This window comes from Erythrobacter colymbi, from assembly GCF_002155685.1.
Classification (GTDB): Bacteria; Pseudomonadota; Alphaproteobacteria; order Sphingomonadales; family Sphingomonadaceae; genus Erythrobacter; species Erythrobacter colymbi.
This window is the reverse complement of sequence record NZ_MUYK01000012.1, coordinates 74,643-86,158: the sequence shown is the minus strand read 5'-3', so window position 1 is coordinate 86,158 and position 11,516 is coordinate 74,643. Positions and strand designations below refer to the sequence as shown.

Sequence of the window (11,516 nt, the reverse complement as noted above, 5' to 3'; positions counted from 1 at the left end):
CCTCTCTTATTCATGAGGGTGCGTTTGCAGGCTACCCGGCGCCGGCGGTGCCGCTGGCGGCGTGACGCGGGCGAGCGCCTTTGGCGGAGTTTTTCACCGCGCTGTGATCGATGGGCTTTTCGGGTTGAAGGACTGGCTCGGGGGTTTCGGCGGCACTGCCGCACCGGCTATGTGGGCGCAGGCTTGAGCGCGAGAACGATGGCGCGCAGCAGATCGGCGTCGGGACAGGCCGAGGCGAACGCGACGCGGATGCGGGTAGCGCTTTCCATGACGCGGGCGGCAACCTTGAGCAGCCGCAGGCGCAGGGTGGTAAACTCAGCCCTCGCCAGAGCGGCGGTCTTCGGCATCGCCTGCTGGACGCGCCACAGGAGCCAGTAGGCGGCGGTGTGCAGGATCAGGCGCATCTGATTGGCATTGGCCGACCGGCACGAGGTGCGATCGCTGGCCAGCTGTGTCTTGTGCAGCTTGATCAGGTTCTCTGCCTGTCCGCGCGCGCAGTAGAGCGTGTCGTAGATGTGCTCGGCCGAGCCCTCGGTCAGCGATGTGACGACGTAGCGGATGTCCATGCCCAGCGTGCTGGCCTCGATCCGGGCGACGACGCGGCGCTGGCAGTTCCAGCTCTTCGCGCCGTAGCGGGTCTCGGCATAGCTGCGCAGGACCACGCGGCCTTCCTCGGCGCGGCGGACCGCACAGGCATCGGCAGCCGTGACGATGACGGGATCGGCGCGCAGCGCGGCATTGGTCGGCAGGCCGAGCACGTAATCGATGCCGGCAGCCTCGCAGAAGGCCATGACCTCGGGCCGCCCATAATGCCCGTCGCCGCGGATGGTGATGTGGGTATCGGGCCAGTGGCGGCGAAGATGACGCACCAGACGCCGGATGTGGCCCGCAGCCTCCTTGCCCGAAGGCGTCTTGCCCGTGCGCAGCAGCATCGCCACCGGACGGCCGGTCGCAGTGTCATAAACATGGATCGGCAGGAAGCAGCGCTCGCCATGATGTCCGTTCCAGAACGAGAGTTGCTGATAGCCGTGCACGACATCGCAGGTATCATCGATGTCCAGCGTCACGGCTGCCGGAGCAGCGGGATAGCTGGCACAGTAGATGTCGACCATGGCCGCCAGCATCTTGGCCAGCTCGCGCGTGGTCGGCGCGTTCTCCCATCGGCTCATGGTCGGTTGGCTGGCAAGTCCCGCACCTGCCCCCGGCAGCTTGCCCAGCGCCAGGCGGAAACCAGGATCATCGCGCAGGGCGTCGAGATCATCGGCATCCTCATAGCCGCACGCGATCGCCAGCACACGGGCAAGGAAAATATCCTCAAGCCGATGGACCACCCGCGACGGATCGCGGGGATCAGCAATACATGCCGCAAGCTGCTGGCAGATGCCCATCATGCGCTCGGCCTGAGCCAGCAGCAGCACACCGCCATCCGAGGTCAGCCTGCCGCCGTCAAACGCAGCTGTGACCTTCTTGCCGCCAACCGCTGGAAACGAAAATGCAGCCGCGCTATCATCGCATCCGGCGGGTGTGGTCTGTGGCATTTTTTGCCCCGTTGCAGGTCTGGCTTGAACAACCACATTCCTACAACAATGCAAATGCTTACACCACTCCCGCCAACCCTTCACGACATCGCCGGTGAATAAGATGGGCTAGCGGACGACGCTATCGGTTGACCGTCCCAACAGGAGCATCCGACACTGACCCGCTCACCTATATGCTGCCTGCGGACACGTTCTGGGAACTGCGCCGGGCTGCCATGTCAGCTTTCCATGAGCATATTCACTTTGGTCGGCTGCGTCCGCGACCAGTTTCTCTCGACCCTGGGCCATCCGAACGCTGGCGTTTGGTGCAATGGTTGAGGTTGCTCGATGCCTTGCCTGAAGGTGTCAGCGCACGCGAACTCGCAGTTGACCTGATTGCCAACGACGCGCGCCACTACTCCGCAGCTGAATGGGATAGCTCAAGCGAGCGCAAGCGGATTGCACGCTGGCACCGCCACGCGCTCGCAGTCCGCGACGGCGGCTACCGCCGCCTGCTGAACGGCAACTGATCGGGACAATCCAGACCGTCGCGGTATGTCCGTTCACCCAATCCCCTGAAAATCCGATCTCTCGCCTCCTGCTCGCCGGTCAATCCCCGTGTGTCCGGCACTTCACAGGAGGACAGTCATGGATGGAGAATTTGTACCCGTCGTTCCGCGCTACGTTCGAACACCAGACGCTGCCGTTCACCTTGGGCTTTCCGCTCGCACGCTGGAGAAGCATCGGTGCTATGGGACAGGGCCCGCCTTTCATAAGCTGGGGCGCCGGATCGTCTATGCCATCGCAGACCTCGACGCCTGGGCACAGAATGGACGCCGGAATTCGACGTCGGACCCCGGAAAAGGCATCTGTCTCTCCGCTCGACCGGTGCGGCGCTGATGCGGCCCTTTGCGCCCGCCACGCAACTGGAGCTGTTCCGGCCGATCGGCGGCGATATCGCCGCGCGGGACGCACAGGATCTCATGGCGTGGCCCTTTTTCAGCCTCGCCAAATCGCGCCGCTGCACACCAATCGATTTCACGATGGGCGCGACTTGGATTTCGGTCGAGGCCGTGCCGGAGCATGGCATGGCGACCATCTGGGACGCCGACATCCTGATCTGGGCGGCTAGCCAACTCGTCGAGGCCCGCGATGCAGGAAGACCCACGTCACGCCTTGTTGCAGCTCGACCGCACGAAATCCTGAACTTCATCGGGCGCGGGACTGGCAAAGACCATTATGAGCGGCTGCGCGCGGCACTTGACCGACTGCAATCCACCACCGTTGCGACCTCAATCCGGCAACAGCACCAACGTCGCCGCCACCGTTTCTCCTGGATCAACGAATGGCGGGAAACACTGGACGACCATGGCCGGGCGACCGGTATCGAGATGATCCTGCCAGACTGGTTCTATGCAGGCGTGCTCGACAGAGGGCTGATCCTGACCATCGACCGGGCCTATTTCAGCCTGACTGGCGGCGTCGAGCGCTGGCTTTACCGGATTGTGCGCAAGCATGGCGGCCATCAGCGCGGTGGCTGGAGCTTCGACGTTCCACACCTGCATCTCAAATCAGGCGTGCTCTCGCCGCTCAAGCAATTCGCGTTCGAGCTGCGCAAGATCGTCCGGCAGCAGTCGCTTCCGGGCTACCATTTGAGCCTCGAGCACAGCTTCGGCCGCGAGCGGCTGATTTTCAAACCCATTCCCGTCGACTCGTTCGTCGCTGCGGCCCGGCGCGTTGGCTTGCCTGTGGAGAAGTTGCCATGACGCTCGGCCTATCGAAAACCGCCAGATTCGGCCCATCAGAAACCCGATCCTCGGCCTATCGGAAACCCGATAGTGCCGGAAAACCGCAGAAATCCGCGACAAATCGACTGCTCTCTAACGGTGCTAATAGAACAGAATCCTTCGGATTCTTGCTAACGGCCCGGCCACCTGTGGAAAACGCTGGCGCAGCGCCGACGCTGCCAAGCCTCGGGACCGCCGCTTTGCGCTCGGGGTCGGGACGGCGATCATGAGCAGTCCGGCATTGCAACGGTCTGCAGCCAGACCGCAACCACGCAGCGCGTTGACCGAGGTGGAACTGACCTGGATCGAGAAGCGCTACGAGCAATGGATCCGCTTCGGCCGCATGGCGACGGATCGGATCATCAACCGTCGCACACGTATCGTCGGCTTCCGTCCTGGGACAACCTTCGCGTTTGTGCGCTGGTTGTCGAGCGACTTCGGAACGGTTCACTCCAGCATCGACATCATCACCGCCGTCGAACCCGGCGAGCCTTACACGACGCTGCCATTCGTGCGCCCGGGCGGTGAAATCCTGTTGCATATCGAAGGCTGGCCCAAGGTCGCACAAGTGCTCCAGGCCATTGATGCCGTAGAAGCTGCCGGGGTCGATCCGTGCGACGCATCACCCGATCATTGGCGCCATGTCTGCAACCGCTTGAACGCCGGAATGCCGGCTCGCACCTATACGGCTGAGCGCCACGCAGCCTGGCTTCGGCGCAAGGCGCTCGAAGCGTGAGCCGCCGTCCGTATCTGCGCGCGACGATGCTATCGGCATGCCTGTTCAGCGCCGGATTTGCCGCCGTCGCTGTGCTGTCACCGCGACCGCTGTTGATGTGGAACGCTAGCGCCAGCGCGCCCATCGGTCTCTACCGGATCGATAGCGATGCGCCTGTGACGCTCGGCCAGCTCGTCGCTGTCGCGCCTAGCGTCGAGATTGCCCGATTTCTCGATCACCGCCGCTATCTGCCGTCCGGCGTGCCGCTCATGAAGCATGTCGCGGCTTTGCCGGGTCAGCAGGTCTGCCGCGTCGGTGCAGTCATCACGATCGATGGACGGCCAATGGCTGTAGCCAAATTGCAGGACCGCATGGGTCGCGCGCTGCCTGTCTGGCGCGGCTGCCATCAGGTCGGTGCCAGTGAAATCTTCCTCCTGAATCCTGCCCCCGACAGTCTCGACGGGCGCTATTTCGGGGTACTCCCGGCAGCAGGCCTGATTGGCACCGCGCGCCCGGTCCTCACACGCAATGCACCCGGAGAGCCGCTGCGCTGGCATGTGCCAGACAGACCCACCTCTTCCCCCACGACCAACCAGGAGATCAAGCCATGATGATCGGCGACTTTCAATCCACGCAGGACGGCTTTGCAGGCCGCATCAGGACGCTCATACTTGATGCTGCTGTGACACTTGTTCCAGCGCCTGCAAACGACAGCGAGAATTCGCCCGACTGGCGCGTTCTGCTTGGCGATGCGGACACCGGCATCGAAATCGGTGCGGGATGGAATCGCACCGGCGAGCGCGCCGGCGCCTATGTCGCGGTACAGATCGATGACCCGGCTTTTGTCCAGCCTTTGCGCGCCAACCTGCTCCGCTCGATGGGTCGGCATGACGAACATCACCTGCTCTGGTCACGCCCGACACATCGCGATCGGAGATAGCCATGGATCGTCGTTCGCGCTCCGCGAGCAGGCGGCATCCATTGCGGATCGCCTATAGTCTGCACCGCTATCTGCTCCTTCCCGGTCTCTGCCTCGCACTTGGCGTCAGTTCAGTGGCCGCACCGCAGGTAGCGTCTACTACCGGGCCAGACCAGTTCGCGGCCCATCCTTATGCACCGCATGTCGCGGAAGCCTCCCAGCGCTTCGGGATACCCGAACTCTGGATCTGGGCGGTCATGCGGGCTGAAAGCCAGGGCAATTCACGCGCGGTTTCGTCAGCAGGTGCGATGGGCCTGATGCAGATCATGCCCGGCACCTGGGCAATGCTCACCGAGCGCCATCGGCTTGGATCTGATCCGTTCGATGTCCGCGCCAATATTCTCGGCGGAACCGCCTATCTGCGCGCCATGTGGGACCGATATGGCGACGTCAGACTGATGCTGGCGGCCTACAATGCCGGGCCGGGCCGGGCCGATGATTATGCAAATGGCCGGCGACGACTGCCCGCAGAGACGGTCAGCTATGTTGCGCAGATCACCCCAAGCCTTGGTATAGCCAGTACTGTTGCCACTGCGGCGATCCCGGCATCAGCTCCGCAATCTTGGCGTCAGGCGGCGTTGTTTGCGGCGCGTGACTATGGCGGCGCAGAAGTCATCACCGATGCAACTTCGGTGCAGCTGGAACGTGCGATCAGTGCACCAACAGCGGCTTCTTCGCAGCGCGATGAGTCGGCTCCGCACCCCCTGTTTATTCCGCTTTCACCGCAGGTGCCGTGATGGTGTTCTCGGTCGCAGTTCTGACGGTCACGGCGATGTGCGGGCTTGTTCTGGCGGTGAGGCAGGCGTGGGAGAGACATGTCAGTTTTGGAGGGCAAGATAAAAGGGCTGCCAGCAGGCTAGTCCTATGTGGTTGGGATGATTGGCAGATTTCGTATGGCATGAAGGCATGTCTGCCATACGCTGCTTCGAATTCGGCTTTGTTTTCAACGCAAAACAGTATGGCACACCGACCATGAGCGGGGACGACAATGAATTTCGTGTCCGGCCGGGAAGGGGGAGAGACAGCGGTAAGGGCGCAGGCCAAAGAGGCCAGAAGCTGGCGGCACAGGTCCGCCGTGCTGCAGCACGATCAGGCCAAACGCGCCTGCGCAGAGGTGGGACGCGAACAGGCCGAAGCTCTGGCAGAGCGGGCCGAGGTCGGCTTGCGCTTGCCGCTATGCGACACCGCTCGCCTGGTCAGCGACGGGTTACTGTCCTGGCTCGCATCGTCCGGCACAAGGGCGCACACTATCGCGCCGCACCGCTTGCTCGCCATATCTCCTATCTCGAACGCGACGGGGTGACCCGCGACGGACGCGATGCATCCATGTTCGATGCCCGCTCTGACGAGAGTGATCGCGAAGGCTTCGCCGATCGTTGCGAGGATGACCGGCACCACTTCCGCTTCATCGTCAGTCCCGAAGATGCGGGCGACATGCCGGACCTGCGGGCATTCACCCGCGAGTTGATGACCGACATGGCCAAGGATCTCGGCACCAGGCTGGACTGGGTGGCGGTCGACCACTGGAACACCGACAATCCGCACATTCATATCCTTGTCCGCGGCGTTGCTGATGACGGCACAGACCTGATCATCGACCGCGGCTACATAAGCGATGGACTGCGCCGCCGAGCCGAGGAGCGCGTCACGCTCGAACTCGGACGGCGCAGTGAACTGGATATCCGTACGGCACTTGAACGCGAAGTCGATGCCGAACGGTGGACTGGTCTTGACCGCCAGCTCTCAAAGCTCGGCGAGGACATGTCGGGCCGGGTCGACCTTCGCCCAGGCGGCGATGGCGAACCCGGCATGCGCCGTCTGCTCATCGGCCGTGCCGCCAAGCTGGAACAGCTAGGGCTTGCGTCCCGCGAAGGTCCTGCAGTTTGGACCATTGATCCCGGTGCCGAGCGCGCCTTGCGCGATCTTTCGGTCCGCAACGACATCATCAAGACCATGCACCGCGCCATGACCCGGGACGGCGGACGCTTCGATCCAGCTGCACTGGCTCTGCACTCAAAGACGCCCAGTGACCCCATCGTCGGGCGGCTCGTTGAGCGCGGCCTCCAGGATGAACTGGCAGGCAGCGCCTATGCCATCGTCGACGGCACCGATGGCCGTACGCATCACTTGCGCTTCGACGACATGGACATGACCGGCGATGCGAGGCCGGGAGCAATCGTCGAGCTCAGATCATGGGAGGACGCCAAAGGCCAGACACGGCTCTCGCTGGCAACACGTTCGGACGTGCCCCTTGCGGACCAGATCACTTCGCCAGGCGCAACATGGCTCGATCGCCAGATCGTCGCGCGCGAACCGGTAACCACAGGCAATGGCTTCGGACTCGAAGTGCGCAACGCGATGGAGGCCCGCGCGCACCATCTCGAAGCGCAGGGTCTTGCCCGGCGGCAGGGACAGAGGTTGATCTTCGCACAGGACCTTATCGGCACGCTCCGGAACGAAGAGCTTGCGTCGACCGCGCAAGCGATCGCTGCGAGGACCGGGCTTGAGCACAAATCGTCGTCTTCGGGCGAATACGTCAGCGGGATCTATCGCGAGCGCCTGACACTATCGTCCGGGCGCTTCGCGATGATCGACGACGGTATGAGCTTCCAGCTCGTGCCGTGGCGCCCAGCGCTCGACACGCACCTTGGGCAACACATCACAGGCACGATGTCGCCCGGCGGGACAGTCGATTGGAGCTTGGGTCGCGGGCGGGGGATCGGCCTGTGATGCACCAATTCCGAGAGGACAAAATCCCATGAATGACAAGATTCTCTGGGGCCAGATATTGGCCGTGTTCGCGATTATCCTCCTCACCATCTGGAGCGCGACCCAGTGGACCGCTGCCGCGCTTGGCTATCAGCCGGAACTGGGACAGCCGTGGTTTTGGATCGGCGCTTCCCCCGTCTATCCGCCACCGGCCTTCTTCTGGTGGTGGTTCGCATTCGATGCCTATGCGCCGTCTGTATTCGAGCGCGGTGCCCTCATTGCAATATCAGGCGGATTTCTGTCCTTCATGGTCGCTATCGCCATGTCTGTCTGGCGTGCCCGCGAACGCCGGAAGGCCGAAACCTATGGCTCGGCGCGGTGGGCCAATGAGCGCGAAATCCGCAAGGCGGGCATGCTCGGAGATGCTGGTGTGGTACTCGGACGCTTCGCGGACACCTATCTCCGGCATGACGGACCTGAGCATGTCCTCTGCTTCGCACCGACACGGTCAGGCAAAGGTGTGGGCCTGGTCGTTCCAACGCTGCTGACCTGGCCCGGATCGGCGATCATTCACGACATCAAGGGCGAGAACTGGCAGCTCACGGCAGGCTTTCGCGCTCGCCATGGCCGCGTTCTACTGTTCGATCCGACCAATCCCGCTTCCGCAGCTTACAATCCTCTGCTCGAGGTCCGGCGCGGCGAATGGGAAGTGCGCGATGTGCAGAATGTCGCCGACGTGCTGGTCGATCCTGAAGGCAGCCTTGAAAAGCGCAACCACTGGGAAAAGACCAGCCATGCTTTGCTTGTCGGCGCGATCCTTCACGTGCTCTATGCCGAAAAGGACAAGTCGCTCGCCGGGGTCGCCGCGTTCCTGTCTGATCCGCGCTGCGGGATCGAAACGACGCTGCACCGAATGAAAGCCACCCGACATCTTGGTGAAAAGGGTGTCCACCCCGTCGTGGCGGCAGCGGCGCAGGAACTGCTCAACAAATCGGACAATGAGCGGTCCGGCGTGCTGTCGACCGCGATGTCGTTCCTTGGGCTCTACCGCGATCCGGTGGTGGCGAAGGTCACCAGCGCGTCGCATTGGCGCATCGCAGACCTTATGGCCGGTCAGCATCCGACCTCGCTGTATCTCGTCATTCCGCCCGGTGACATCAGCCGGACCAAGCCGCTCATCCGGCTGCTCCTCAACCAGATCGGCCGGCGCCTGACCGAAGACCTCAATCCCGGCAATCGTCCACAGCGTCTGCTTCTCATGCTCGACGAGTTTCCGGCGCTCGGACGGCTCGATTTCTTCGAGAGCGCACTTGCCTTCATGGCGGGCTACGGGATCAAGGCGTTCCTGATCGCGCAGTCATTGAACCAGATCGAGAAGGCTTACGGCCAGAACAATGCCATCCTCGACAACTGTCACCTCAGGGTCAGTTTTGCGACCAATGACGAGCGGACTGCGAAGCGAATCTCGGAAGCCTTGGGAACCGCGACGGAAATGCGGTCCATGAAGAATTATGCAGGGCACCGGCTTTCACCATGGCTGGGGCATCTCATGGTCTCGCGCTCCGAGACAGCACGGGCCTTGCTGACGCCCGGCGAAGTGATGCAACTGCCCCCAGATGACGAAGTCGTGATGGCTGCTGGGATCCCGCCGATCCGTGCGCACAAGGCCCGTTATTTCCGAGACCCGCGATTCACCATGCGTGTGCTCGAGCCACCCAAGCCGGTACACGCCAATTTCTCGAAAGCTGCTGCAGATGATTGGTCTGGCCGTGAGCCCATCCAAGCCGAACAGCTTCTCCAGGCTCCCGAGGCCAATGGACGGCCCGCAGCGATAGGAGCTTTGAAAACCACGAGGCCCAAAGCGTCCGTCAAGAGGCGCAACATGAAGTCGGAGGCCGAAAGTCAGACCGAGACCAGCGGTATCCGCCAGGAGCCCGGCCTGCCCGAGCATGAGAGTATTGCGCCGGAGCCGGACCGTCCCTTCAACCCGTTCGATCCCGACGCCGACACATCCCCGGACGAGACGGCACAGAACCGGCAGGCCATTGACCGGGCCATGCGGCGCAATGCGCGCAATGCATCGCTCGATCCAGACGATGGGATCGAGCTATGAAGAAGCCTGATCGCCAAAAGATGACGTTCCGCATCCATGCCCACTTGGCGCGACAGCTTTCGGAGCGTGCGCGGTCCAGGCGGGTGTCGCAAACAGAAGTCCTCGAGGCCGCGCTCGCTTCGATGCTCACGCCTGACCAGGAGGAACGGGTCGAGGCCGTGCTGACCAAGCGGCTCGACCGGATATCGCGGCAGCTTGAGCGCCTCGAATGGCATGTTGAGCTGTCGAATGAAGCGTTTGCGATCTTCGTGCGGTTCTGGCTCACCAGCAATGCTCCGTTGCCCGACGAGGCAATGCGGGCGGCACAGGCAACCGGGAAAAAGCGGTATCAGGCCTTTGTGGAGTCCTTAGCGCGGCGGATGGAGGCTGGGCCGAAGCTGCGGGAAGAGATGGAAGGGTAAGAAACCGACCTTGGCGATGGCCATTGGTTTGTGGTCAGCCTCTCATCCGACTTTAAGCCCACAACATCATCACGAGAGTTAATGCCGTCACATACGCGCGCCGGCAGTGCCCCTGCAAAAATGTTGCCTGACATTTTCTGCTGCCCGGCACATATATTCATGCTTCATATGGCCGGAAATTCCAGAAATTGGTGATGCATGCTCGTACTGGTGGAAGACAAAAAGGCGAAAGACGCAGCCCAGAAGGCTATGGAAGACGTCCTGACTAGATCTTTGCAGTGCATCGGAAAGCGCAACATCGGCTTTCCCAGCGGAAATCTCGACGAAACTATGTATGCCAACGGTGACGGCACTTTGTGGGCAGCGTTCTCGCATGCCAATGATGCCAAAATACCGAGGCGCTGGAATGCCTTCGGAGTCTATGACAGCAAGCGCCATACCCAGATGATTACCGTCGAGATTAACGTCCCGACCACTACGAATTCCGCATCTGTCGCAGGTTTCTTCGCTCACGACCCATCAACGGGCGCCACCTATCTCATGCACGATGGAAGCGTGGGGGGCGGGAAAAAGGGCGTTGGACGCGGTGCTTTCATGAGTTGGTCAGACAGTGTCCTAGAGGATGTCGAACGAACGACAGGCGAGCCAAGATCAGGGATCGTCATCGGTCGGGTAGATGATCCCGATCTGGCTGGCCGCATCTGGACCTTCGTCTGCACCGTCCGTGAATTCAAGGACGCCGTGAAGCGAGGAGACCTTGATAACGTCGCTGCTCGTAAGAAGATCGCTGAATGGGATAAATTCAGAGATGAAGCTTCAGGCCGCCGGAAAGGACGGCGACGCCCCGAGTTCGATTATTTTTCTTACCACGGCGATGTTGTGAGGGCGCTTCGTGATGAACGCCAGGCAATGGCCGCAGAAAATGAAGTGGTCGTAAACAGTCTGCTTATCGACCTCATGGTGAAAATCGGAAGCAGGATGACCGAAATTTATGAGGTCAAAACGGATTGCGGGCGCCAGTCTCTCTACACAGGTATCGGTCAACTCTTAGCCCACTCAGTCCGCGAAGGCGCAGAAGTCAATCGGACACTGGTCCTGCCAGAAGGGGACCTGCCAGAGGGGATGGATCTCTGCTTAGCAGAACTCGGAATCAAGCTGCGCCGCTTCCACCTAACGCCAGCACCGAACCGCAAGGTTGTATTGGCCTAACCATTAAATCCCCGGCGTAAGCGTCGCAGCGTCGACGGCTCCTACAGGTCGCAATCTACGCTCATCCCTGTTTTTCTGCGCCCCAC

12 protein-coding genes are annotated in these 11,516 nt (G+C 61.9%); 11 read left to right on the top strand and 1 reads right to left on the bottom strand.

Annotation, left to right across the window (positions count from 1 at the left end; genetic code table 11):
- Positions 1-167: 167 nt before the first annotated feature.
- Positions 168-1,538: an IS1380 family transposase gene (locus tag BZF57_RS16615; protein WP_066117545.1), complete on the bottom strand. Its 1,371-nt coding sequence runs from the start codon at positions 1,536-1,538 to the stop codon at positions 168-170.
- A 173-nt stretch (positions 1,539-1,711) separates the two neighbouring features.
- Between BZF57_RS16615 and BZF57_RS16610 the strand changes: the two genes are divergently transcribed.
- From BZF57_RS16610 to BZF57_RS16560, 11 genes are all read left to right on the top strand, one after another.
- Entirely contained in the window at positions 1,712-2,047 is a 336-nt protein-coding gene (locus BZF57_RS16610) for a DUF2285 domain-containing protein (RefSeq protein ID WP_196490541.1), read from the top strand.
- A 118-nt stretch (positions 2,048-2,165) separates the two neighbouring features.
- Positions 2,166-2,417, top strand: a complete 252-nt coding sequence (locus tag BZF57_RS16605; protein WP_081097054.1) for a helix-turn-helix transcriptional regulator — start codon at positions 2,166-2,168, stop codon at positions 2,415-2,417.
- Positions 2,417-3,283, top strand: a complete 867-nt coding sequence (locus tag BZF57_RS16600) for a replication initiator protein A (RefSeq protein WP_086740075.1) — start codon at positions 2,417-2,419, stop codon at positions 3,281-3,283. The genes BZF57_RS16605 and BZF57_RS16600 overlap by 1 nt, the downstream gene beginning before the upstream one ends.
- A 247-nt stretch (positions 3,284-3,530) precedes the next feature.
- Positions 3,531-4,040: a DUF2840 domain-containing protein gene (locus tag BZF57_RS16595; protein ID WP_086740073.1), complete on the top strand. Its 510-nt coding sequence runs from the start codon at positions 3,531-3,533 to the stop codon at positions 4,038-4,040.
- Positions 4,037-4,630 (top strand): S26 family signal peptidase, encoded by a 594-nt coding sequence (locus tag BZF57_RS16590; RefSeq protein ID WP_086740071.1) that lies wholly within the window; start codon positions 4,037-4,039, stop codon positions 4,628-4,630. Before BZF57_RS16595 ends, BZF57_RS16590 begins: the two co-directional genes overlap by 4 nt.
- On the top strand, positions 4,627-4,959 hold the full coding sequence (locus BZF57_RS16585; protein ID WP_086740068.1) for a DUF736 domain-containing protein: 333 nt from the start codon (positions 4,627-4,629) through the stop codon (positions 4,957-4,959). The genes BZF57_RS16590 and BZF57_RS16585 overlap by 4 nt, the downstream gene beginning before the upstream one ends.
- A 2-nt stretch (positions 4,960-4,961) precedes the next feature.
- A complete protein-coding gene (locus BZF57_RS16580) occupies positions 4,962-5,735 on the top strand; it encodes a lytic transglycosylase domain-containing protein (protein WP_086740066.1) in 774 nt (257 codons plus the stop codon).
- Positions 5,736-5,970: 235 nt separating this feature from the next.
- The gene (locus BZF57_RS16575) at positions 5,971-7,728 is read left to right on the top strand and encodes a relaxase/mobilization nuclease domain-containing protein (RefSeq protein ID WP_086740086.1); all 1,758 of its coding nucleotides are present in this window, start codon (positions 5,971-5,973) and stop codon (positions 7,726-7,728) included.
- A gap of 28 nt (positions 7,729-7,756) precedes the next feature.
- Positions 7,757-9,820, top strand: a complete 2,064-nt coding sequence (locus BZF57_RS16570) for a conjugal transfer protein TraG (RefSeq protein ID WP_086740064.1) — start codon at positions 7,757-7,759, stop codon at positions 9,818-9,820.
- Positions 9,817-10,221, top strand: coding sequence for a CopG family transcriptional regulator (locus tag BZF57_RS16565; RefSeq protein ID WP_086740061.1), 405 nt, complete (start codon positions 9,817-9,819; stop codon positions 10,219-10,221). Before BZF57_RS16570 ends, BZF57_RS16565 begins: the two co-directional genes overlap by 4 nt.
- 198 nt (positions 10,222-10,419) lie before the next feature.
- On the top strand, positions 10,420-11,430 hold the full coding sequence (locus tag BZF57_RS16560; protein WP_086740059.1) for a hypothetical protein: 1,011 nt from the start codon (positions 10,420-10,422) through the stop codon (positions 11,428-11,430).
- Positions 11,431-11,516: the final 86 nt, after the last annotated feature.

What these genes read in the sequence shown, in the direction of transcription:
- BZF57_RS16615 (WP_066117545.1), bottom strand. Translation starts at nt 1,538, where the DNA reads ATGCCACAGACCACACCCGCCGGATGCGATGATAGCGCGGCTGCATTT.
- BZF57_RS16610 (WP_196490541.1), top strand. Translation starts at nt 1,712, where the DNA reads ATGCTGCCTGCGGACACGTTCTGGGAACTGCGCCGGGCTGCCATGTCA.
- BZF57_RS16605 (WP_081097054.1), top strand. Translation starts at nt 2,166, where the DNA reads ATGGATGGAGAATTTGTACCCGTCGTTCCGCGCTACGTTCGAACACCA.
- BZF57_RS16600 (WP_086740075.1), top strand. Translation starts at nt 2,417, where the DNA reads ATGCGGCCCTTTGCGCCCGCCACGCAACTGGAGCTGTTCCGGCCGATC.
- BZF57_RS16595 (WP_086740073.1), top strand. Translation starts at nt 3,531, where the DNA reads ATGAGCAGTCCGGCATTGCAACGGTCTGCAGCCAGACCGCAACCACGC.
- BZF57_RS16585 (WP_086740068.1), top strand. Translation starts at nt 4,627, where the DNA reads ATGATGATCGGCGACTTTCAATCCACGCAGGACGGCTTTGCAGGCCGC.
- BZF57_RS16580 (WP_086740066.1), top strand. Translation starts at nt 4,962, where the DNA reads ATGGATCGTCGTTCGCGCTCCGCGAGCAGGCGGCATCCATTGCGGATC.
- BZF57_RS16575 (WP_086740086.1), top strand. Translation starts at nt 5,971, where the DNA reads ATGAGCGGGGACGACAATGAATTTCGTGTCCGGCCGGGAAGGGGGAGA.
- BZF57_RS16570 (WP_086740064.1), top strand. Translation starts at nt 7,757, where the DNA reads ATGAATGACAAGATTCTCTGGGGCCAGATATTGGCCGTGTTCGCGATT.
- BZF57_RS16565 (WP_086740061.1), top strand. Translation starts at nt 9,817, where the DNA reads ATGAAGAAGCCTGATCGCCAAAAGATGACGTTCCGCATCCATGCCCAC.
- BZF57_RS16560 (WP_086740059.1), top strand. Translation starts at nt 10,420, where the DNA reads ATGCTCGTACTGGTGGAAGACAAAAAGGCGAAAGACGCAGCCCAGAAG.